This window comes from Streptomyces sp. NPDC003635, from assembly GCF_053587635.1.
Genome location: NZ_JBSFOK010000011.1, coordinates 134,895 through 156,749, shown reverse-complemented (window position 1 = coordinate 156,749; position 21,855 = coordinate 134,895). Strand labels below are relative to the sequence as shown.

21 protein-coding genes and 1 pseudogene are annotated in these 21,855 nt (G+C 73.2%); 7 read left to right on the top strand and 15 right to left on the bottom strand.

From position 1 onward, the window contains the following. The first annotated feature begins 326 nt into the window (after window positions 1-326). Window positions 327-956, top strand: coding sequence for an SCO3374 family protein (locus ACWDRW_RS13770; RefSeq protein ID WP_451722908.1), 630 nt, complete (start codon window positions 327-329; stop codon window positions 954-956). On the opposite strand, the gene ACWDRW_RS13765 is transcribed toward ACWDRW_RS13770, so the two are convergent. The 10 genes from ACWDRW_RS13765 to ACWDRW_RS13720 all read right to left on the bottom strand — a co-directional run bounded on the left by ACWDRW_RS13765 (window position 935) and on the right by ACWDRW_RS13720 (window position 9,199). Beyond that, entirely contained in the window at window positions 935-1,270 is a 336-nt protein-coding gene (locus ACWDRW_RS13765; protein ID WP_030573823.1) for a histone-like nucleoid-structuring protein Lsr2, read from the bottom strand. The two genes, ACWDRW_RS13770 and ACWDRW_RS13765, sit on opposite strands and share 22 nt — an antisense overlap. Before the next feature lie 214 nt (window positions 1,271-1,484). After that, window positions 1,485-2,033, bottom strand: coding sequence for an amino-acid N-acetyltransferase (locus tag ACWDRW_RS13760; RefSeq protein WP_451722906.1), 549 nt, complete (start codon window positions 2,031-2,033; stop codon window positions 1,485-1,487). A gap of 9 nt (window positions 2,034-2,042) precedes the next feature. Then, window positions 2,043-2,483, bottom strand: a complete 441-nt coding sequence (locus tag ACWDRW_RS13755) for a BlaI/MecI/CopY family transcriptional regulator (RefSeq protein ID WP_451722905.1) — start codon at window positions 2,481-2,483, stop codon at window positions 2,043-2,045. 126 nt (window positions 2,484-2,609) lie between these two features. Next, window positions 2,610-2,789, bottom strand: coding sequence for a hypothetical protein (locus ACWDRW_RS13750; protein ID WP_451722904.1), 180 nt, complete (start codon window positions 2,787-2,789; stop codon window positions 2,610-2,612). 68 nt (window positions 2,790-2,857) lie between these two features. Further along, the gene (locus ACWDRW_RS13745; protein ID WP_451722963.1) at window positions 2,858-3,517 is read right to left on the bottom strand and encodes a hypothetical protein; all 660 of its coding nucleotides are present in this window, start codon (window positions 3,515-3,517) and stop codon (window positions 2,858-2,860) included. Window positions 3,518-3,775: 258 nt separating this feature from the next. Beyond that, window positions 3,776-4,573, bottom strand: a complete 798-nt coding sequence (locus ACWDRW_RS13740; protein WP_451722902.1) for a type III pantothenate kinase — start codon at window positions 4,571-4,573, stop codon at window positions 3,776-3,778. A 15-nt stretch (window positions 4,574-4,588) separates the two neighbouring features. Continuing rightward, entirely contained in the window at window positions 4,589-5,566 is a 978-nt protein-coding gene (nadC, locus tag ACWDRW_RS13735) for a carboxylating nicotinate-nucleotide diphosphorylase (RefSeq protein ID WP_451722900.1), read from the bottom strand. Window positions 5,567-5,571: 5 nt separating this feature from the next. After that, complete coding sequence (locus ACWDRW_RS13730) at window positions 5,572-7,284, bottom strand: L-aspartate oxidase (protein WP_451722898.1); 1,713 nt, start codon at window positions 7,282-7,284, stop codon at window positions 5,572-5,574. Beyond that, the gene (gene panC, locus ACWDRW_RS13725; protein WP_451722896.1) at window positions 7,281-8,282 is read right to left on the bottom strand and encodes a pantoate--beta-alanine ligase; all 1,002 of its coding nucleotides are present in this window, start codon (window positions 8,280-8,282) and stop codon (window positions 7,281-7,283) included. Before panC ends, ACWDRW_RS13730 begins: the two co-directional genes overlap by 4 nt. Then, window positions 8,279-9,199, bottom strand: a complete 921-nt coding sequence (locus ACWDRW_RS13720; RefSeq protein WP_451722895.1) for a Rossmann-like and DUF2520 domain-containing protein — start codon at window positions 9,197-9,199, stop codon at window positions 8,279-8,281. The genes panC and ACWDRW_RS13720 overlap by 4 nt, the downstream gene beginning before the upstream one ends. Before the next feature lie 157 nt (window positions 9,200-9,356). Between ACWDRW_RS13720 and ACWDRW_RS13715 the strand changes: the two genes are divergently transcribed. Then, complete coding sequence (locus ACWDRW_RS13715) at window positions 9,357-10,556, top strand: threonine aldolase family protein (RefSeq protein WP_451722894.1); 1,200 nt, start codon at window positions 9,357-9,359, stop codon at window positions 10,554-10,556. Between the two features lie 120 nt (window positions 10,557-10,676). Here the strand turns inward: ACWDRW_RS13715 and ACWDRW_RS13710 are convergent, their stop codons facing one another. After that, on the bottom strand, window positions 10,677-10,877 hold the full coding sequence (locus ACWDRW_RS13710) for a hypothetical protein (RefSeq protein WP_451722892.1): 201 nt from the start codon (window positions 10,875-10,877) through the stop codon (window positions 10,677-10,679). Window positions 10,878-11,051: 174 nt separating this feature from the next. Here ACWDRW_RS13710 and ACWDRW_RS13705 point away from each other — a divergent pair, with 174 nt between their 5' ends. After that, window positions 11,052-12,164, top strand: a complete 1,113-nt coding sequence (locus ACWDRW_RS13705; protein ID WP_451722891.1) for a DUF5937 family protein — start codon at window positions 11,052-11,054, stop codon at window positions 12,162-12,164. A gap of 61 nt (window positions 12,165-12,225) precedes the next feature. On the opposite strand, the gene ACWDRW_RS13700 is transcribed toward ACWDRW_RS13705, so the two are convergent. Together ACWDRW_RS13700 and ACWDRW_RS13695 are read right to left on the bottom strand one after the other, a co-directional pair. After that, window positions 12,226-12,897: a response regulator transcription factor gene (locus tag ACWDRW_RS13700; protein ID WP_451722890.1), complete on the bottom strand. Its 672-nt coding sequence runs from the start codon at window positions 12,895-12,897 to the stop codon at window positions 12,226-12,228. A gap of 63 nt (window positions 12,898-12,960) precedes the next feature. Then, window positions 12,961-14,163 carry a sensor histidine kinase gene (locus ACWDRW_RS13695; protein WP_451722889.1) on the bottom strand — a complete coding sequence of 401 codons (1,203 nt, stop codon included), beginning with the start codon at window positions 14,161-14,163 and terminating at the stop codon, window positions 12,961-12,963. Window positions 14,164-14,281: 118 nt separating this feature from the next. On the opposite strand from ACWDRW_RS13695, the gene ACWDRW_RS13690 reads away from it, so the two are divergent. Then, complete coding sequence (locus tag ACWDRW_RS13690) at window positions 14,282-15,364, top strand: SAM-dependent methyltransferase (RefSeq protein WP_451722888.1); 1,083 nt, start codon at window positions 14,282-14,284, stop codon at window positions 15,362-15,364. On the opposite strand, the gene ACWDRW_RS13685 is transcribed toward ACWDRW_RS13690, so the two are convergent. Beyond that, window positions 15,329-16,477 carry an NADH-quinone oxidoreductase subunit D gene (locus tag ACWDRW_RS13685; RefSeq protein WP_451722886.1) on the bottom strand — a complete coding sequence of 383 codons (1,149 nt, stop codon included), beginning with the start codon at window positions 16,475-16,477 and terminating at the stop codon, window positions 15,329-15,331. The genes ACWDRW_RS13690 and ACWDRW_RS13685 overlap by 36 nt on opposite strands. 31 nt (window positions 16,478-16,508) lie before the next feature. Between ACWDRW_RS13685 and ACWDRW_RS13680 the strand changes: the two genes are divergently transcribed. Then, the gene (locus ACWDRW_RS13680; RefSeq protein ID WP_451722885.1) at window positions 16,509-17,039 is read left to right on the top strand and encodes a PH domain-containing protein; all 531 of its coding nucleotides are present in this window, start codon (window positions 16,509-16,511) and stop codon (window positions 17,037-17,039) included. Further along, window positions 17,036-18,370, top strand: a complete 1,335-nt coding sequence (locus ACWDRW_RS13675) for a PH domain-containing protein (RefSeq protein ID WP_451722884.1) — start codon at window positions 17,036-17,038, stop codon at window positions 18,368-18,370. Before ACWDRW_RS13680 ends, ACWDRW_RS13675 begins: the two co-directional genes overlap by 4 nt. Window positions 18,371-18,463: 93 nt before the next feature. Here ACWDRW_RS13675 and ACWDRW_RS13670 read toward each other — a convergent pair whose 3' ends face one another. Then, on the bottom strand, window positions 18,464-19,843 hold the full coding sequence (locus ACWDRW_RS13670) for a hypothetical protein (protein WP_451722882.1): 1,380 nt from the start codon (window positions 19,841-19,843) through the stop codon (window positions 18,464-18,466). Window positions 19,844-20,359: 516 nt separating this feature from the next. On the opposite strand from ACWDRW_RS13670, the pseudogene ACWDRW_RS13665 reads away from it, so the two are divergent. Then, window positions 20,360-21,646 (top strand): annotated as a pseudogene (locus ACWDRW_RS13665) (phosphatidylglycerol lysyltransferase domain-containing protein); the annotation flags it as partial. Between the last annotated feature and the right edge of the window lie 209 nt (window positions 21,647-21,855).

Below are 21,855 nucleotides of genomic sequence, written 5' to 3'. Positions count from 1 at the left end.
ACCGTCGATGGCCTCCTGACCCCGAACGCCGACATCTGCTCCAACCCGATGGTGCGAGACGATGTTCCCGCAGGCCAGGCAGTTACCCGCTTCGCCAGTACGCCGATGGCGAACGTGAGACGCCCTGCCCTGCGTGTCGCCCCCTCCCACTAGGGATGTCTTACCCGCTGTCACCGACAGTCCATGCCGCGCACCCCTGTCGGCTCCGCTACGGGCGAACAACCTCGCGCCTCCCCGCACCCCCGCACGCCCCCTCCGTCGACACTCTGCGCATTCGCGAGAACACCCAGCGTAACCCGCGAGCCTTTTCGGTGGTTGCACTTGGCATGGTTGGCACCCTCCCCCCGGTCTCCGGGGTCCCGCTCCCCCGGCGGCCGCTGGATCCGGGTGATCCGAGCGATCAGGTCCGCCGGTGGTACGAGAACGAACTGGGGTGGGCAACGGTGCCCGGGAATCCGCCGGGACTGCGGCTGGGCCTGCGCTTCGACGTCCTGGACGTGCCGGCCGAGGCGGGCCGGGCGGCCCTGCGCCATCTGGCGCCGGCGACTCCGGTGGCCGTCCGGGGCGAGCGGCTGCTGCTGCTGGTGGCCGCGGGCAGCGCGGAGGAGCTGCCGGGGCTGCTGGCCTGGCTGGAGTGGGGCGAGCTGGCCCTCGATCTCACGGCGACCGGCGAGGGCGGCGTCCTGGACGCGCCCGATCCGCCCTGGGCGGGACTCGGAGCGGCAGGCGGGCGGCCGCCGCTCACCCCGGGCCGCGCCGGCATGCCGCAGGGGGCCGCCGTATGGCTGCGGCCCCCCGAGCCGGGGTGCGAGGTCGAGGCCTCGCTGCCGACGCTGTCGGCCTTGGGGGGCGGTGGGGGCGCCCCCGATCTCGTACGACTCGTGAACACGGTGGCCACGCACTGCCACCGACTGCGACTGCGCCGCGTGAGCGCTCAGCCGTTGGCCTTCTCGTAGGCCTCACGAATGGACGCGGGAACACGGCCGCGGTCGTTGACCTCGTAACCGTTCTCCTTCGCCCACGCGCGGATCTGGGCGGTGTCCTGGCTGCCGCCGGAAGCGGCACGCGCCTTTCCACGCCCACCCGAAGCACGGCCTCCGGTACGACGACCACCCTTCACGTAAGGCTCGAGAAGGCCACGGAGCTTGTCCGCATTGGCGGTCGTGAGATCGATCTCGTACGTCTTGCCGTCCAGCGCGAACGTCACGGTCTCGTCCGCCTCGCCGCCGTCGAGGTCGTCGACAAGAAGGACCTGAACCTTCTGTGCCACCGGATTTCCTTTCATCGATAACGTGAGGGCTGGGGTCTGCGGCGTCCCGCCGTTTCGCCGTCCCCCTGTTATATGCAGTACTGCAGTACGTCGGAAAGCAAACCGCTTTTGCTGGAAAAACACAAACCCCTGGGAGAGACCCACAGCCCTCTCCCCGCCCGGAAACGTGCGCGTTTCGGACATAGGGCACTGGGGCGGTCCGATTGGCCGGCGATCACAGATGCAGAAGCATCCGGCTGTTGCCCAGGGTGTTCGGTTTCACTCGTTCGAGACCGAGGAACTCCGCGACGCCCTCGTCATAGGAACGCATCAGCTCGGCGTAGACGTCGGTGTCCACGGGTGTCTCACCGATCTCGACGAAGCCGTGCTTGGCGAAGAAGTCCACTTCGAAGGTCAGGCAGAATACCCGGCGAACACCGAGCCAACGCGCGGTCTGCAGCAACTTCTCCAACAAGTGGTGGCCGACGCCCGCGCCCTTCAGTCCCGGCTTCACGGCGAGAGTGCGGACTTCCGCGAGGTCTTCCCACATCACGTGCAGGGCGCCGCAGCCGACGACCTCCGCGTTGTCGTCACGTTCCGCGACCCAGAACTCCTGGATGTCCTCGTAAAGCGTCACCGTGGCTTTGTCGAGCAGGATGCCGCCGCGGACGTACGCGTCAAGGAGGCGGCGCACCGCCGGGACATCGCTGGTGCGGGCCCGTCGGACGGTGAGGGCTTTTGCGGTGACTTCGGGGCTCTCTGCCGGGGAGCTCTGTGCGGACATGAGCGGACGCTATCGCTCGTCGGCCTCCGGCGCCGAGCCGGGGTTCTCGGCGGCCGTATCCGAACCGCTATCGCCTTGCGCGGCTTCTTCCGGCCCTTGAACGATGCGCACCGCGTCCCGGAGGGCTGTTCGCTGTTCCTCGCTCATCATGCCGAAGAAGGCGACGAGGGCGGCGGCGGGGTTGTCGCTCTGCGACCAAGCGTCGTTCATCAGGGCGGCGGAGTAAGCGGCCCGAGTCGACACGGCCTCATACCTATAGGCCCGGCCTTCGGCTTCCCGCCGGACCCAGCCCTTCTGATGGAGATTGTCCAAAACGGTCATGACCGTCGTGTACGCGATGGACCGTTCCTGCTGAAGATCTTCGAGGACTTCCCGAACGGTCACCGGGCGGTTCCACTTCCACACCCGCGTCATGACCGCGTCTTCGAGTTCTCCCAATGGGCGAGGCACAGCTCAGCACAATAGTGGGAGATGACGGGATTGGCGTGGCGGACGTGCGCTTTCAGCAACAAAAACGAACAAAAAGGGCGTACGACTCGGAAAGCGAGAGTCGTACGCCGGAACAGCGAGACCAGGTCAGCCGTCGCCGCGCGCGGAGGCCTGCCGGGCCCCTTCGGCCCGTGCGAGGGCGGCGTCCACGACGGCGTCCTCCTTGGCCTTGTTGGCCCCGCCCTGGGTCTTCACGATCACCCTGATCACACCGATGAAGAACACGGCCATGACGACCGGGGGCAGGAGCGCGGAGACGTAGTCCATGGAATCAGGGTAGCGACGGGGTGGGCGGGGACGGGGGGCGGGGCCGGAAGAGGGGCGCGCGGTGGCGCTCAGCCCGCTGCCAGCTGCTGGGGCGGGTGCTCGGCCGGAGGGGCCGGCTTGCGGCGGGGGAAGACCTCGCCAGGGGTCGGGATCGGACGGCGGGGCGGCTGCGGGGCCGCGGGCTCGGGAGTGCCCGGCTTCTCGGCGGGCCGCGTGGCGGGCTTCTTCGCGGGCTTCTGGGCGGGGTCCCGCTCCGCGTCGGCCGGAGATTGCGCCGATAGGCCCCCAGGAAGGGCCAGGAGGCGGGTACGGGACGCCGGGACGACCGGGGCGACCGTCACGGCCCGCCGGTCCGTGCCGCGCGCGAGACGGGCCCTCACGTCCTGTTCGGCCAGCACCTGGCAGCGGCTCAGCAGGGTGGCGGCGACCGGGCTGCCGCGCAGGGCGCGCAGAGCGGCGAGATCGTCGGCCTCCGGCCGGTACCCGGCACCCAGCCCCTCCTCCAGGAGGGCGAGGTAGCCGGCGGCGGTGCCGGGGAGGGCGGCGCGGTACCGGGCGAGGTCGGCCAGCAGGAAGGCGCGCAGCCGGGCGCCCTCGCGCACCGCTTCGTCCAGCGATTCGGCGAGACGGAGGCACTCCTGGACGTCCTCGGCCGAGGCGGGGTCGGGGTTCAGGGCGAGGGCGAGCGCGCGGCGGAGCACACGCAGCTCCTCCACGCCGAACGCCATGCCGCCGCGGGATCCGTATGGCGTGGGCATGCGCCGACGATACGAGCTAATCAGACAAAACCGACATAGGGGCAGGGCGTGGCGCGAAGGAGACACCCGGTTGAGCCGCCCGCGAGCATCCCGAACGGGCTCCCGGCTCACGGGCCTCGGCTCCCGGGCTCCCGGCCTCGGCTCCCGGCCTCGGCTCCCGGCCTCGGCTCCCGGCTCACGGCTCCCGGGCCTCGGCTCCCGGGCCTCGGCTCGCGGCTCGCGGGCGCGTCACATGCGGGACACGTTCCGCTCGTACACCAGGCGCAGGCCCACCAGCGTCAGCCAGGGCTCGTGCTCGTCGATGACCGACGACTCGCCCAGGACCATCGGCGCGAGGCCGCCCGTAGCGATCACCGTGACGTCGTCCGGGTCGTCCGCCAGCTCCCGCGCCATCCGGCTCACCACACCGTCCACCTGCCCGGCGAAGCCGTAGACGATCCCGGACTGCATCGCCTCGACCGTGTTCTTCCCGATCACGCTGCGCGGCCGGGCCACCTCGATCTTCCGCAGCTGCGCGCCCTTGACCCCGAGCGCCTCGACCGAGATCTCGATGCCCGGCGCGATCACGCCACCGACGTACTCCCCGCGCGCGCTGACCGCGTCGAAGGTCGTCGCCGTGCCGAAGTCCACGACGATCGCCGGGCCGCCGTACAGCTCGACCGCCGCGACAGCGTTGATGATGCGGTCCGCGCCGACCTCCTTGGGGTTGTCCGTGAGGATCGGCACGCCCGTCTTCACCCCGGGCTCCACCAGCACCGCCGGCACATCGCCGTAGTACCGGCGCGTCACCTCCCGCAGCTCGTGCAGCACGGACGGCACGGTCGCGCAGATCGCGATCCCGTCGATCCCGTCGCCCAGCTCGTCACCGAGGAGGGGGTGCATCCCCATGAGCCCCTGCAGCAGCACCGCCAGTTCGTCCGCCGTGCGGCGGGCGTCCGTGGAGATGCGCCAGTGCTCGACGATGTCCTCGCCGTCGAAGAGGCCCAGGACGGTATGGGTGTTGCCTACGTCGATCGTCAGCAGCATGGCCGGATCCCGCTCCTACTCCGCCGCTCGCAGGTCCAGCCCGATGTCCAGGATCGGCGAGGAGTGCGTCAGGGCTCCTACGGCCAGGTAGTCGACGCCCGTGTCCGCGTACACCTTGGCGTTCTCCAGGGTGAGGCGCCCGGAGGCCTCCAGCGCGGCCCTCCCGTGCACGAGCGCCACCGCCTCCTCGCACTCGCCGGGGGTGAAGTTGTCCAGCAGGATCAGGTCCGCGCCGGCGTCCACCACCTCGCGCAGCTGGTGCAGGGTGTCCACCTCGACCTCGATCGGCACCTCGGGGAAGGCCTCCCGTACGGCCTCGAAGGCCTGCGCGACACCGCCCGCGGCGACCACGTGGTTGTCCTTCACGAGCGCCGCGTCCGACAGCGACATCCGGTGGTTCACGCCCCCGCCGCAGCGGACCGCGAACTTCTCCAGCGAGCGCAGGCCCGGGGTGGTCTTCCGGGTGTCACGCACGCGTGCCTTCGTGCCCTCCAGCACGTCCGCCCACGCGCGCGTGGCCGTCGCGATGCCGGAGAGCCGGCACAGCAGGTTCAGCGCGCTGCGCTCGGCGGTGAGCAGGTCGCGCGTACGCGTGGTGACCGACAGCAGCTTCTGCCCGGCCTCCACCCGGTCGCCGTCCTCGACATGGCGCTCGACCTCGAACTCGTCGGTGCAGACCACGGAGAGCACCGCCTCGGCGACCCGCAGACCGGCCACGACGCCCGCCTCGCGCGCGGTGAAGTCGGCGGTGGCGACGGCCTCCTCGGGGATGGTCGCGACCGTCGTCACGTCCACCCCGTGGGCGAGGTCCTCCTGGATGGCGACGTTCGCGATGTCCTCGACCTCCACGGGGTCGAGCCCCGCCTCGGTCAGGAGCGCGGCGAGCGCGGGGTCGAGCCCGCACTCCAGATACGTCTCGTCGGTGTCCGCCCCGCAGGCGCAGCCGTCGCCGCAGCCGTCGTCCTGGACGAGGGGGAGGTCGGGGGTGCTCACGTCTGTCACTGCTCCTGGGGCTGCCGGGTCGGGGGGAAGTCTGCGGTATCGGTGGGGTGCACGGCGAGTGTGCGGTCCGGATTCAGCCGTACGACGATGTGGCGGCGCCAGTCGGTGTCGTCGCGCTCGGGACGGTCCTCGCGCCAGTGGCAGCCGCGCGTCTCCTCGCGCAGTTCGGCGGCGGCGACCAGGACGCGGGCCACGCACAGGAGGTTGGTGGCCTCCCAGGTGTCGACGCCGGGCTCCGCGGTCTTGCCGTTCTCGTCGAGGGCCTCGCGCGCGTCGGCGTGCAGCCGCTGGAGCTGCTCGGCGGCCCGCGCGAGGGAGTCGGCCGAGCGCAGGACGCCCGCGCCCTCCGTCATGATCCGCTGGATGGCGAACCGGTCCTCGGGCGCGAGCAGCGGGTGCGCGGGCACCTCCGGGTACGGCACCGGGTGCGGCACGCGCGCGTGGAGGCCGTTCTCCGCGTGGCTCGCGGCGATGTCGGCGGCGATGCGCTCGGCGTAGACCAGGCCCTCCAGGAGGGAGTTGGACGCGAGCCGGTTCGCGCCGTGCACGCCGGTGCACGCGACCTCGCCGCACGCGTACAGGCCCGGGACGGTCGTGCGACCGTGGGAGTCGGTGCGCACGCCGCCGGAGGCGTAGTGCGCGGCCGGGGCGATCGGAATGGGCTCGTGCACCGGGTCGATGCCGTGGGCGCGGCAGGCGGCGAGGATCGTCGGGAAGCGGTGCTCCCACATGTCGGCGCCGAAGTGCCGGGCGTCGAGGAACATGTGCTCGGCGTCCTGCTCCTGCATGCGGCGCATGATGCCCTTGGCGACGATGTCCCGGGGCGCCAGCTCGGCCAGTTCGTGCTGGCCGACCATGAAGCGCACGCCGTCGGCGTCCACCAGGTGGGCACCCTCGCCGCGCACGGCCTCGGAGACCAGCGGCTGCTGGCCCTCGGCGTCCGCACCGAGGAACAGCACGGTGGGGTGGAACTGCACGAACTCCAGGTCGGAGACCTGCGCGCCCGCGCGCAGGGCGAGCGCCACGCCGTCGCCGGTGGACACCGACGGGTTGGTGGTGGCGGAGAAGACCTGGCCCATCCCGCCGGTCGCGAGCACGACCGCGGGGGCGTGCACGGCGCCCACGCCGTCGTGCTGGCCCTCGCCCATGACGTGCAGGGTGACGCCCGCGGTACGGCCGTCGGCGTCCGTGAGGAGGTCCAGCACCAGCGCGTTCTCGATGGTGCGCACTCCCCGCGCGCGCACCGCTTCCACCAGCGCGCGCGAGATCTCCGCGCCGGTCGCGTCCCCGCCCGCGTGCGCGATGCGGCGCCGGTGGTGGCCCCCCTCGCGGGTGAGCTCCAGGCCGCCCTCCTCCGACTCGTCGAAGTGGGCGCCCGTCTCGATGAGCCGGCGTACGGCGTCGGGGCCCTCGGTGACGAGGATCCGCACCGCGCCCTCGTCGCACAGACCGGCGCCCGCGACCAGGGTGTCGGCCAGGTGCTGCTCGGGGGTGTCGCCCTCGCCGAGGGCCGCGGCGATGCCGCCCTGCGCCCAGCGGGTGGAGCCGTCGTCGAGGCGCGCCTTGGTGACGACGACCGTCGTCAGCCCCGCGGCCTCGCAGCGCAGGGCCGCGGTCAGACCGGCGACGCCGGAGCCGACCACGACCACGTCCGCGTCGATGGACCATCCGGGCGCGGGGGCGTGCAGTCGTATGCCTGTGCTGGTCACGAGGCGGCTCCGAGGGTTCCGAAGGTCAGGGGGATGTTGTCGATCAGCCGGGTCGTGCCGACCCGGGCGGCGACCGCGAGGACGGCGTCGCCGGTGAAGTCCTCGCCGATCTCGGTGAAGTCGGACGGGTCGACGAGGGCGAGGTAGTCGAGGACCAGCGGGGGGTTCATGCGGGCGGCCTCGTCCAGGACCAGGCGGGCGGCGGCGCGGACGGCGGCCGGGCCGCCGGGGGCCGCCTTGGCGACGGCGTGCGCGTCGGCGGCGGCGCGGGACTCCCCGAGGGCGCTGAGCGCCTCGGCACGCGCGTGCGTGGCGGGCACCTCGCGGGCACGCGCGCGCAGCGCCTCCTGGGCCGCGTGCCGGTCCTGGCCGGCGAACAGGGCGTGGGACAGCGCGAGCGCCGTGCGCCGGTCGGCGGGCGAGAGATAGCGGTTGCGGCTGGACAGGGCCAGACCGTCCTCCTCGCGCACGGTGGGCACGCCGACGATCTCGATGCCGAAGTTCAGGTCGCGCACCATGCGGCGGATCAGGGCCAGCTGCTGGGCGTCCTTCTGGCCGAAGAGGGCCACGTCGGGGCGGGTGAGGTGGAGCAGCTTGGCGACGACGGTGAGCATGCCGTCGAAGTGACCGGGGCGCGCGGAGCCCTCCAGGCGTTCCCCCATGGGGCCCGCGCTGATGCGGACCTGGGGTTCGCCGCCCGGGTAGACCTCGTCCACGGAGGGCGCGAACACGGCGTCCGCGCCCGCCTCCTCGGCGATTTTGAGGTCGGCCTCGAGGGTGCGCGGGTAGCGGTCGAGGTCCTCGCCCGCGCCGAACTGCAGCGGGTTCACGAAGACCGTCGTCACGACCTCGCCGTCCGGTCCGGCGATCTCCCGCGCGGAGCGGATCAGGGTGGCGTGGCCCTCGTGCAGGGCGCCCATGGTCATCACGACGGCACGGCGGCCGGTACGCGCGCGTGCGGACAGTTCGGCGGCGGTGCGCAGCAGGGTGATGGTCATCCCGCGTCTCCCTTGGTGCTGTCGGCGAGCACTCCGAGCAGGTCTTCGGCGAGTTCCGGCTTGAGCAGCCCGTGCGCGAGCGCGCGGTCGGCGGTCGCGCGCGCCATCGCCAGGTAGCCGGCGACGGCCTGCGGGGCGTGCCTGCGCAGCTCGGTGACGTGCGCGGCGACGGTGCCCGCGTCCCCGCGCGCGACGGGGCCGGTCAGGGCGGCGTCGCCGGAGCGCAGGGCGTTGTCCAGGGCGGCGCCGAGCAGCGGGCCGAGCATCCGGTCGGGGGACTCGACGCCGGCCGCGCGCAGCAGCTCCATGGACTGGGCGACCAGGGTCACCAGGTGGTTGGCGCCGAGGGCGAGGGCCGCGTGGTAGAGCGGGCGCATGTCCTCGGCGATCCACTCCGGTTCGCCGCCCATCTCGATGACGAGGGCCTCGGCGGCGAGGCGCAGTTCGTCGGGGGCGGTGACGCCGAACGAGCAGCCGGCCAGGCGCTGGACGTCCACGGGGGTGCCGGTGAAGGTCATCGCCGGGTGCAGGGCCAGCGGCAGCGCGCCCGCGCGCAGGGCGGGGTCGAGCACCTGGGTGCCGTACCGCCCGGAGGTGTGCACGAGCAGCTGGCCCGGCCGGACGGCGCCGGTCTCGGCGAGGCCGGTGACCAGGCCGGGCAGGGCGTCGTCGGGGACGGTCAGCAGGACCAGGTCGGCGCGCCCGAGGACGTCGGCGGGGGTCACGAGGGGCACGTCGGGGAGGAGTTGCGCGGCCCGTCGCCGGGAGGCGTCGGAGACCCCGGAGACGGCCACCGGCCGGTGCCCTGCGAGCTGGAGGGACGCGGCCAGCGCGGGGCCCACGCGGCCGGCGCCGACGACGCCGACGGTGAGCCGCGCTGGGCGGTCCTTCGGATCTGGCTGTTGGCTTGTACTCACGCGACGGCGGCCTTCCCGTTCCAGTCCGCTCCGGGTACCGGACGATTTCTCGTCATGTTAACGCGATCGGTTGGAGGGGCGTCCGGTTGTCCACAGGCTGTGGGCGCCTTCACGAAATGCGGGTGTCCACGTGAGAGGAGCGCGACATCATCCCGGCATGAGTGATGTTGCGGCGGAGCAGAGCGCACGGTCAGCGCGAGAGGTGTCGGACGAGGAACGGCGCACGCGCCTGAGAGAGCGGCGCATCAGCGCCTCGAGGAGCGCACAGCGCCTGCTGGGACGCGCGGTGGCGCAGCGCACGCTCCGGGAGCGCCTCGCGCTGATGGAGCGCGCGGCCGACGTGTACGACCTCGACCAGCAGGCCGACATGTACGGCGACGGCGTCGTCGAGGTCCTGGAGGAGAAGGTCGCCGGGCTGCTCGGCAAGGAGGCCGCCGCGTTCTTCCCGACCGGCACCATGGCCCAGCAGGTGGCCCTGCGCTGCTGGGCGGGCCGGACCGGGAACCCGGTCGTCGCCCTGCACGCGCTGGCCCATCCCGAAGTGCACGAGCGCAACGCGTTCAGCCAGGTCAGCGGATTGCGGCCGGTCCGGGTCACGAGCGAGCCGCGGCAGCCGACGGCCGAGGAGGTACGCGGCCTCGACGAGCCCTTCGGCGCGCTGATGCTGGAACTGCCGCTCCGGGACGCCGGTTTCGTCCTGCCGTCCTGGGAGGAGCTCACCGAGGTCGTGGAGGCGGCGCGGGAGCGCGAGGCGGTGGTGCACTTCGACGGCGCGCGCTTGTGGGAGTCCACCGTCCACTTCGGCCGTCCCCTGCACGAGATCGCCGACCTCGCGGACAGTGTCTACGTCTCGTTCTACAAGTCCCTGGACGGCTACGGCGGCGCGGCCGTCGCCGGGCCCAGGACGCTCGTCGACGAGCTGAAGGCCTGGCGGCACCGGTACGGCGGCACCGTCTTCCAGCAGTTCCCGACCGCCCTGTCGGCGCTGGTCGGCCTCGAACTGGAGCTGCCCCGGCTGCCCGATTACGTGCGCCACGCGCGCGTGGTGGCCGACGCGCTGCGCGCGGGGTTCGCGTCGGCGGGCGTCCCCTGGTCCCGCGTACACCCCGGGCAACCGCACACCAACGAGTTCCAGCTCTGGCTGCCGTACGACGCCGACGTCGCCGCCGAGGCGGCCGTCCGGCACGCCGAGGAAACGAAGACGCTGCTGTTCTCCCGGCCCTGGACCGCCCCCGTGCCGGGTCTCGCCGTCACGGAGGTCGACGTACGGGCCGCGGGCCTCGACTGGACGGCGGACGACGTCCGCACGGCGGTCGCGGAGTTCACCGCGCGGCTGAACACGCAGGTCAGCGACTGAAGGAGGCAGCGACTGGGTGCGGCACGCGGTGGCTTGAGCAGGTCGGCCGTGGCTTGGGCGGGTCAGTGGCGGCTTGGGCAGGTCAGTGGCCGGGGCGGAGGCTGCCGTGGCGTCGGCAGGTCAGTGGCCGGCGCGCGGTCCGCGGCGCAGGAAGCCGCGCAGGCCGCGCACGGGGCGTCCGGCGAGGACGGCACGGAAGCGGCGGTCCTCGCGCCACCGCCGTACGACCTGACGGTCATGGGTGCCCGGCGCGGGCGGGGCGGGCTCGCCGTGCCGGTGGGCGCGGTAGGTGTCGAGGAGGTACTGCTGCGTGATGCTCATGGCGTTCGCCTCTTCGGGACGGGGTGCGGGATCCGTCGGGCTCCGCGGCCGCCCCGGAAGGCCGCGGCTGCCCCGGTCCTCCCAGCCTGCGCCGGTCGCGCCCCGGCGTCGCGCCGATTGACGGCGGACGTCAATCGAGGGGGCGTTGTCAGTGGCGGGGTGCACCATGAGGGCATGAGCGTGAGTGTCGACATCGCGGGGCTGCGGCCGGAGAGGGTCGCCGTCGTGCCCTCTCCCCTGGCCGAGCTCGGCATGGCGCTGCACGCGCTGTCCGAGCCGGGGCACCATCCGGGCCTGCAGGGCTGGGTGACGAGCGTGACCGCGGGCCTCGATCCGCATCTGGCCGACCGGATGTGCGAGGCCGACTTCCTGTGGCGTACGACCTTCTCGGACCTGTTCCTGGCCTGTGCGGGCGTCCCCGGCGGGCCCACGCCTCCCCTCCCGGGGGCCACTCTCGCCGAGGAACTGGACCTGCTGGACAAGCTGACGGACGAGCAGTTCGTGGACGCCGCGCTGGAGTTCACCTGCGCGCCGCCCTACGCCACTCCGGGCCCCGCCGTGCTCGCCGACGCCGAACTGCGCCGCCGCTCCCTGGAGCTGGCCGCCGCGCGCGGGCCGCAGCAACTGCGCTTCACCAAGCGGCTGCTGGAGGACCCGCCGCGGATCCGGGCCTGGCTGCGGCAGTTCCTGGAGGACTGCGACGAGGCGTTCTTCGCGGATGTCTGGGCGCGCGTGCGGCACCAACTCGCCGCCGACGCGCGGCACAAGACCGATCTGCTGCGGCACAGGGGGCTCACCGACGCGCTGACCGCCGTGTCCGCGGCGGTGACGGTCGACGAGGCCGGCGGCCGGCTCGTCATCGACAAGCTGCGCCAGGGCCACACCGTCATCCGCGACCAGAGCCTGCTGCTCATCCCGACGAGCCTGGGCTGGCCGCATCTGATGGTGCTGCACCGGTACGGCTGGCAGCCGCTGCTTCACTATCCGGTCGGCTCGCCCGAGCTCTCCGCGCCGCCGGCCGTCGACCAGCTCGTCCTGCGCATGACCGCGCTGTCCCACCCGGTGCGGATGCAGCTGTGCCGCAACCTCGCCCGCAGCACGTACACCACCAGCGAGCTCGTCCAGATCCACGGCATGACCGCGCCCGAGATATCCCGGCACCTGGGGGTGCTGAAGAAGGCGGGCCTGCTCACCACCCGGCGGCGCGGGCGATACGTCCTGTACCAGCTGGACGTGCCGGCGGTCGCCCGGCTCGGCAGCGACTTCCTGGAGGCGCTGCTGCGGTGAGCGACCCGGCGCCGGTGAGCCTCGCCGCCCACGCCTGCCCGGCGCCGACGAGAGGAGCCGCCTACGCCTGCCCGCCGGCCCGTACCAGGCCCGTCTCGTAGGCCAGGACCACCACCTGCACCCGGTCGCGCAGCCCGAGCTTGGTCAGGATGCGCCCGACGTGGGTCTTGACCGTCGCCTCCGACAGCACCAGCCGGGCCGCGATCTCGCCGTTGGACAGCCCTTGGGCGACCAGCACCATGACCTCGCGCTCACGGTCGGTGAGCCGGTCCAGCTCCTTGTGCTGCGGCTCCTTGCCGGTGCTGGGCAGCATCGGGGCGAAACGGTCCAGCAGGCGGCGCGTGGTCGAGGGGGCCACCACCGCGTCGCCGCTGTGCACGGCGCGGATGGCGGCCAGCAGCTCGCCCGGCGGCACGTCCTTGAGCATGAAACCGGACGCGCCCGCCTTCAGCCCGGAGAAGGCGTACTCGTCGAGGTCGAAGGTGGTCAGGATGAGCACCTTCGGCGGATTGGGGTCCGAGCAGACCCGGCGGGTGGTCTCCACCCCGTCCAGCTTCGGCATGCGCACGTCCATCAGGACCACGTCGACGGCGGTCTCCCGCAGCACCTGAAGGGCCTCGACGCCGTCGCCCGCCTCCGCGACGACCTCCATGTCCGGCTGGGCGGCGAGCACCATCCGGAACCCGGTGCGCAGCAGCACCTGGTCGTCGACGAGCATTACGCGGATCGTCATCGGGTCCTCTTCCGTGTCCGTCTACGGGGTCGTTACAGGTGTCAACGCGGGCCCTGGCCCGGCTCAGTGCGCGGGTTTGAGCGGCAGCAGGGCACTGATGCGGAATCCTCCGCCCGGGCGGGGGCCCGCGTCCAGGGTGCCGCCGACCATGCCGACCCGCTCGCGCATGCCGATCAGGCCGTGGCCCTGGCCGTCGATGCCGCCCTCCTCGTACAACTCGTGCGGCGCGCCCTTGCCGTCGTCCTCGACGAGCAGGCCGAGACCGTCGTCGAAGTAGACCAGACGCACGCTCGCGCCCGCGTTCGGGCCGCCGTGCTTGCGCGTGTTGGTGAGGGCTTCCTGCACGATGCGGTACGCGGTGAGCTCGACGCCGCTGGGCAGCGGCCGCGGGGTGCCCTCGACCTTGAAGTCGACGGGAAGTCCGGAGGTGCGGCACTGCTGGATCAGCTCGTCGATCTGCTCGACGTCGGGCTGGGGGACGTACTCCCCGCCCTCCTGGTGTTCACCGGTGCGCAGCACGCCCAGCAGGCGGCGCATCTCGGCGAGGGCCTGGCGGCCGGTGGAGGAGATCGTCTCCAGGGCCTTCTTCGCCTGGTCGGGGGCGGCGTCGAGGACGTAGGCGGCGCCGTCGGCCTGCACGACCATCACGGACACGTTGTGCGCGACCACGTCGTGCAGCTCGCGCGCGATCCGGGCGCGCTCCGCGGCGACCGCGACCTTGGACTGCGCCTCGCGCTCCTTCTCGAGCCGGGTCGCGCGCTCCTCCAGCTGCTCGTAGTAGGCGCGCCGGGTGCGTATCGAGTCACCGAGCACCCAGGCGAGGGCGAAGGGGACCGACGTGAAGATCATGATGGCGACGTTGCCGAGGGCGCTCGACTCGGTCTCCGGCCAGCGCAGCTGCGCCAGGGGCGCAGCGCAGAGGCCGACGGCCAGCGCCAGCCGGGAGGCCCAGCGGGTCCCGGTCGCGGCCACGGTGTAGGTGATCACCAGCATGGCGAAGTTCGCCGGCATCGTCTCGACGTCCAGCACCAACTGCGCCGCGCCGAGGCCGACGGCCAGCAGCAGCATCCGTTCCGGCATGCGCCGGCGCAGCGCGATCACCAGGCTCAGCAGCAGGGCGATCGGGACGGCGGCCACCGGGTAGTCGACGCGCTCCGTTTCCTGCTGCACGACCCCGGAGATCACCGTGATCCCGAACAGGAAAACGGCCCAGGCACTGTCGACCCATGTCGGGTGCCTGCGGAGGAAGTCATAGAGGCGCTGCACGTAACCCAGCGTAGGGAAGCGTGACGTGTGCAGGGGTCAACCGGAGGACCGATCCGGAGCGCGCGGGCGTACTCCCCAAGGTGGAGGCCCCGTTCCCCGGTGCGCTTAGCCTGGGCCCGTGACGCGAGACACTGCCGAGGAATGGCTGGGGTGGCGGGCGGCGGCGCAGGAGGCGCTGTACGGGCCCCGGGGCTTCTACCGCGGGCCCGAGGGCCCGGCCGGACACTTCCGTACGTCCGTGCACGCCTCGCCCCTCTTCGCCGAGGCCGTGGCCCGGCTGCTGTGCCGGGTCGACGAGGCGCTGGGCCGCCCCGCGACGCTGGACTTCGTCGACATGGCCGCGGGCCGCGGCGAACTGGTCACCGGGGTCCTCGCCGCGCTCCCCGAGGACGTGGCCGCCCGCGCGCGGGGGTACGCCGTCGAACTCGCCGACCGCCCGCCCGGCCTCGATCACCGGATCGAGTGGCTCCCGGAGCCGCCCCGCGGCGTCACGGGGCTGCTGTTCGCCAACGAATGGCTGGACAACGTGCCCCTGGAGGTCGCCGAGGTCGACCCCGAGGGCGTCCCGCGCCTGGTCCTCGTCCGGCGCGACGGGACGGAACGCCTCGGCGAACCGGTCACCGGCGCGGACGCCCAGTGGCTCGCGCGCTGGTGGCCGCTCCCGCCGGACGAGGGGCTGCGGGCCGAGATCGGGCTGCCCCGGGACGAGGCCTGGGCGGCCGCGGTCGCGGCCGTCGAGCGGGGACTCGCGGTCGCCGTGGACTACGCGCACGCGAGCAACGCGCGCCCCCCGTTCGGGACGCTGACCGGCTTCCGGGAGGGTCGTGAGACGGCCCCCGTGCCGGACGGGTCGTGCGACGTCACCGCGCATGTGGCGCTGGACGCCTGCGCGCGGGCGGGCGGGGAGGCGTGCGCGCCGGGGCGCGAGCTTCCGAGCGCGCGGCTGCTCCCGCAGCGCGACGCCCTGCGCGCCCTGGGCGTCACGGGCGCGCGCCCCCCGCTCTCGCTCGCGACCACCCAACCCGCCGCCTACGTACGCGCCCTCGCGCGCGCCGGTGAGGCCGCCGAGCTCACCGCTCCCGGCGGCCTCGGCGACTTCGGGTGGCTCCTCCAGCCGGTGGGAATTCCGGACGCGCCCCTCGCCGGGTCCGGCCCCCTCCCGGAGCTACTTGTCGATGTCCCCGACCACGAAGAACATTGAGCCCAGGATCGCCACCATGTCCGCCACGAGGGTGCCCGGCAGCAGCTCCACCAACGCCTGGATGTTGTTGTACGAGGCCGAGCGGAGCTTGAGCCGGTACGGGGTCTTCTCGCCCTTGCTGACGAGGTAGTAGCCGTTGATGCCGAGCGGGTTCTCGGTCCACGCGTAGGTGTGCCCCTCGGGCGCCTTGAGGACCTTGGGCAGCCGCTGGTTGATCGGCCCGGGCGCCAGCTCCGCGAGCCGGTCGAGGCAGGCGTCGGCGAGGTCGAGGGAGTTGTGGGTCTGCTCCAGCAGGCACTCGAACCGGGCGAGGCAGTCGCCCTCCTGGCGGGTCACCACCTTCAGGGTGTCCTGGAGCTCGCCGTACGCGAGGTAGGGCTCATCGCGCCGCAGGTCGAAGTCCACGCCCGAGGCGCGCGCGATCGGCCCGCTCACGCCGTAGGCGTGCGCCGTCTCCGGCGCGAGGACGCCCACGTCCCGGGTGCGCCCGCGGAAGATCTCGTTGCCGACGACCAGGTCGTCGAACCGGTCCATGCGGGAGCGCACGTCGGACACCGCGGCACGCGCGCGTGCCGTCCAGCCGGCGGGCAGGTCCTCCTTCAGGCCGCCCACGCGGTTGAACATGTAGTGCATCCGCCCGCCGGAGACCTCCTCCATCACGTGCTGGAGTTCCTCGCGCTCCGTGAAGGCGTAGAAGATCGGCGTGATCCCGCCCAGCTCCAGCGGGTACGACCCGAGGAACATCAGGTGGTTGAGCACCCGGTTCAGCTCCGCGAGCAGCGTCCGCGTCCACACCGCGCGCTCGGGCACCTCCATGCCGAGCATGCGCTCCACGGCCAGGACGACGCCCAGCTCGTTGGAGAAGGCCGACAGCCAGTCGTGGCGGTTGGCGAGCATGATGATCTGGCGGTAGTCGCGCGCCTCGAACAGCTTCTCCGCGCCGCGGTGCATGTAGCCGATCACCGGCTCGGCGCTGGTGATGCGTTCGCCGTCCAGGACGAGCCGCAGGCGCAGCACGCCGTGCGTGGACGGGTGCTGGGGCCCGATGTTGAGCACCATGTCGGTGCTCTCCCCGGCTCCGCCGATACCGACCGTGGTCTCCGTCGTAGGCATGGACACAGTCTCTCCTACGTAGGCTGACCATATGGAGACGGGGAGCCGGGAAAACACGGCGGATACCGGGCAAAGGGGCGCAGCCCCTGCCACGGAGCTCGAGCCGGAGTGGACCGGGCTGCCACCGGGGCTGCTGCGGATGCGACGGCTGTTGCTGGTGGTGTGGCTGGGTCTGCTGACGATCGGCCTCGCCCTGCTGCTCGGGCTGCTCGCCGGCCCCGCCTGGACCGCTTTCGCGCTGCTGCCGGTGGCGGTGGCGGGGTGGGGCTGGGTGATGCTCGGCCGCAACTGGCGTTCCTGGCGCTACGCGGAGCGCGCCGACGACCTGCTGATCAGCCGGGGCGTGCTGTGGCGCGAGGAGACCGTCGTGCCGTACGGCCGCATGCAGCTGGTGGAGGTCACCTCCGGGCCCGTCGAGCGGCACTTCGGTCTGGCCAGCGTGCAGCTGCACACCGCGGCCGCCGCGACCGACGCCACCATCCCGGGCCTGGACCCGGCCGAGGCGGAACGGCTGCGCGACCGGCTCACCGAACTCGGCGAGGCCCGATCGGCGGGGCTGTGACGGCCCCAGGGCTGGACGACGCCGTCCGCGCGAAGCCGTCCGTCACCGAGCGGCGGCTGCACCCCGTGACGCCGCTCAGGCGGGCGTGGGCGCCGGTGGCCGTGGTCATCGGCTGGGCGGTGCACGACCCCGACCAGACGCAGCGCCAGCTGACCCGGCTGACGACGACCACCCTGCTGGCCGCGACCGCCGTCGCCGTGCTGGCCGCCGCCCTGTACGGCTTCCTCACCTGGTGGTTCACCCACTTCGCGGTGACCGACAGCGAACTGCGCATCCGCACCGGCCTGGTGTTCCGGCGCACCGCGCACATCCGGCTCGAACGTATCCAGGCCATCGACGTCACCCAGCCGCTCCTCGCGCGCGTGGCGGGCGTCGCCAAGCTGAAGCTCGACGTCGTCGGCACCGACAAGAAGGACGAGCTGGCCTTCCTGGACGCGGAGGAGGCGCGTGCGCTGCGCGCGGAACTCCTCGCGCGCGCCGCCGGATTCGCGCCCGAGACGGCGCACGAGGTCGGCGAGGCTCCGGCGCGCGAGCTGATGCGCACGCCCCCGCGCGAGCTCGCGCTCTCCCTCGTGCTGACGGGCGCCACCTGGGGCACCCTGGCCGCCGCCCTCGTCGTACCGCCGGTGCTCTGGCTCGCCACCCACAGCGTGTGGACGGTCCTCGCCACCGCCCTCCCCCTGCTCGGCGCGGCGGGCGCGAACAGCGTGGGCCGGTTCGTCGCCGAGTACGACTGGACGGTGGCCGACTCCCCCGACGGACTGCGCATCGACCGCGGACTGCTGGACCGCGTCCACGAGACGGTGCCGCCGGGGCGGGTGCAGACGGTACGGCTCGTACGGCCGCTGCTGTGGCGGCGGCGCGGGTGGGTGCGGGTGGAGTTGGACGTGGCGGGATCCTCGAACTCCGTCCTCGTGCCGGTCGCCCCGCGTGAGGTCGCCGAGGCCGTCATCGCGCGCGTGCTGCCCGGGGTGACCGTGCCGCCGGAGTCGGCGCCGTCCCGGCCTCCGCGGCGCGCGCGGTGGTGCGTGCCGGTGTGGTGGCAGGGCTACGGGCTGATCGTCACCGACACGGTGTTCGCGGCGCGCGAGGGGCTGCTGCGGCGGAGCCTGGCGCTGGTGCCGCACGCCAAGGTGCAGAGCGTACGGCTGGCGCAGGGGCCCTGGAAGCGCGCCCTGGGGCTCGCGGACGTCCATGTGGACACCGGGGCCGACAAGACCGTCACGGCCCGTCTGCGGGACGCCCAGGAGGCCGCGGAGCTGCTGCGCGGCCAGGCCGAGCGCTCACGGACGGGGCGGCGGGACGCGCGGCCGGACCGGTGGATGGCGTAGCGCCGGGTCCGGGCGGCGAACCGGTGGCGTACCCCCTCACGCACGAAGGGGCCGGCCCCCTGAGGCCGACCCCTTGGTGGACGCTTCCCGGCGTCAGGACACCGCGCTGCGCAGCCCCTGTACGTCGATCTGCTCCGTCTCGTCGTGCGCGGTCAGGTCGATGACCTGGCCGATGCCACGGGACTCCTCGTCGGCCGGCTTGAACGCCGCCTCCGACTCGGCCTTGTGCAGGGCGAGCGCCTCCTGGCCGACGACGTCGGCGAGGTCCTCGTTCTGCACGGCCTCCAGGGCGGAGGGCGCCTCTTCCTTGTGCGTGCCGAAGAAGTCGAAGCCGCCCTCGACCATCGGGCGCCGCGCGGGCGAGGACGGTACGACGGCCACCGCGGTCGGCGCGACGAAGTGACCGGCGGGCTGCTGGGCGGGCAGGGCGGGCCTGCCCGGGGTGGCGGCGGCCGCGCGCACATGCTCCTGCCCGTCGACCGCCTCGGGCTTCCCCTGCGCCTCGTCCTCCTGCGTGGCCGAACCGGCCTGTGCGGCCCGGTCGTTCGAGGATCCGTCGTGCTGCGCGGGCACGTCGATCCGCGCGGGGCCCTCGGACCTGGCCGCGGCTTCACCCCTGACCGGACCCTCGGACTTCGGCGCCGCGTCACCCTTGTCGGGACCGTCGCCCTTGTCGGGACCATCGCCGTCGTCCGGGCCGTTGCCCTTGTCGGGCCGGTCACCGTTGCCGGGACCCTCGCCCTTCGGCTCGCCGTCCGCCTTCGGGGACGCCTCCCCGTCGAACTTGGACAGCGCCGCCCGCGCGCGCAGGAACAGCCTCGACCCCTCCGGCGAGAAGATCGCGGGAGTCACCGGCTCGGGCGACTCCGCCTCGTCCTCGGCGGCCGGGGCTGCCACGGCCCCCGCCTCGTCCTCGGCGGCATCCCCGGCATCCTCGACATCCGCGCGACCCTCGACGTCCGATGCCGCCGGGGCCGTCTCGGCGACCGGCGCCGGCGGCAACGCGCGCGTGGGCTCCGCCGCTTCTATCTCCAGCAGACGGCGGCCCTCCAGGGCGGTCGCCCGCTCGGTCTCGGCGGTGGCGTACCGCCGCAGCAGCGCCGCGTGTTCGTTGCGCAGCCCCGCGAGCTCCGCGCGCTTGGCGCGCAGCCGCTGTTCCAGCTTGCCGCGCAGTTCGCGGGACTCGTCGAGGTCGGTCTCCAGTTCGGCGACCCGCTCCTCGAAGCGCCACTCGTCGCTCGCACGCGCGCGTGTCAGGTCGGCGACCCGCTTGCCGGCCTGCGTGTCCCAGCGACGCATGACGAACGCGCCCACGACCGCCGTCGCCGCGGCGGCCGCGGCCAGGCCCCGGAGCACCAACGGCTCCGAGAACACCCAGGGGCCCAGCGCGCAGGCGGCGGATACGCCCGCGATGGCCGACGGGGGCAGCAGCCGGTGCAAAGGTGGGGAATGGCGGTGACGTCCACGTGGCATGGCCAGAAACTTACCGCGCGTAGGCGAATCTTGGTGCCCCGCCCCGTAAAAACACAGCCATCCCGAGGCCTTCACGGAATGACAGCCCTAACACCAAGATCATTTATTGGGGCGGCACGCGCGCGAAGGCCGCCGTACACCCCTCAACCCCCGCCCACGCGCCCGCTCGTCCACCGCACGGCCGACGGAATCCCGCGCCTTCGGGTATTGACGTCGCGGCCGCCGCTTTCGGAGATGATCGAGGAGATCTCGCCCCTGCTGACGGGCAGTGAGGTGTCCGGCGTCGAAAGGTGCTTGAGGCGTCCCCACAAACCACCGGCGCCGACGTGTTGTTGCTCGTCAGCCCCTTGGGTCACTTTTCCGCGGACTGGGAACCCGCTTTGGCGAGGCGAGTGAACCTCTCCTCCCAAGACACCGTCCTAGAGGGCGCAATGTCGCCGGATGCCCGAATCGGCACCGGATCCAAGCTCTCTCGCAGAACTACGGGATGCGATGTCTGTCAGGACGGATGAGGAAATGTCGGGCGGAGATCCGCTACGACCGGGTCGCGCCCGCCGACTCCCACGCGGCCCGCGCCCCGAGGCGGTGCCTCTTGTCGTCGGCAGAGCCTGTGCCCTGGTGGGTCTCCTGGACATCGCCGCCGGCGTCTTCCCGCGCGTCCGGCACACCCGGACACACACCCTGGCCGAGGTGCTGCCCGGGGCGCTCGGCCCGTTCGCGGCGGCCCTCTCGCTCAGCGCCGGCGTGCTGTTGCTGCTGCTCGCCCACGGTCTCGGGCGCGGCAGGCGCCGGGCCTGGCGGGCCGCCGTGGCCCTGCTCCCGGTCGGCGCCGTGGCCCAGTTCACCTACCGCCACTCGCTGCTGGGCGCGGTCATCTCGGTCGTCCTGCTGACCGCCCTCCTGCGCCACCGCGACCGGTTCGCGGCGCTGCCCGACCCGCGCAGCCGCTGGCGAGCGCTGGCCAACCTGGTCCTGATGGGCGCCGGTTCCCTCGCCCTCGGGCTCGTCGTCGTCAGCGCCCACCCCGGGGCCCTGATCGGCGACCCGAGCCTGGCCGACCGCATCACCCATGTGCTGTACGGCCTGTTCGGCTTCGAGGGGCCGGTCGACTACCGGGGCACCGTCTCCTGGACCGTCGCCTGCTCGCTCGGCGCCCTCGGCCTGCTCACCGCCGTCACCACGATCCACCTCGCCCTCCGCCCCGAACACCCGGCCGCGCGCCGCACGGAGGAGGACGACGCCCGGCTGCGGGCCCTGCTGGAGCAACACGGCGGGCAGGGCTCCCTCGGCCACTTCGCGCTGCGCCGCGACAGGGCCGTCGTCTTCTCGCCCAGCGGCAGGGCGGCGGTGACCTACCGTGTCGTCTCCGGCGTGATGCTCGCCGACGGCGACCCCATAGGCGACGTGGATGCCTGGCCGGGCGCCATCGAGCGCTTCATGGACGTCGCCAGGGACCACTCCTGGACCCCCGCCGTCATGGGCTGCTCGGAGACCGGCGGCGAGGTCTGGACCCGAGAGACCGGTCTCGACGCCCTCGAACCGGGCGACGAGGCGGTGGTGGACATCGCGGATTTCTCGCCCGCCGGCCGCGCGATGCGCAACGTGCCCCAGAGGGTCAAGCGCATCGAGCGAGCCGGTTACGACACCCGGGTACCACGAGTCCGTGACCTCGGCGGGACCGAGCCGGAGCGCGTCCGCCGCGCCGCCGAGGACTGGCGCGGCACCGACACCGAGCGCGGCTTCTCCCCGACCCCCGGTCGGATCGGCGACCCCTCCGACGGCGACCGCCTCACCGAGCCGGCGCTCCCCCCACCGCGCCGCCTGCGCCACCGCACCACCCCCGCGCGCCCCTGCGCCCACGCCACCACGGACATCCCCGTCCGCACGCCGGACGCCGTTCACGCGGCGTGACCCGGACAGGTCCGGGCGGAAGCCCTCCGCCCCCGTCCCCGGGGCTCCCGCCCGGACCGCGGTCTCGGCGCCGACCCCGCGCGCCCGGCACCGCGCCCACC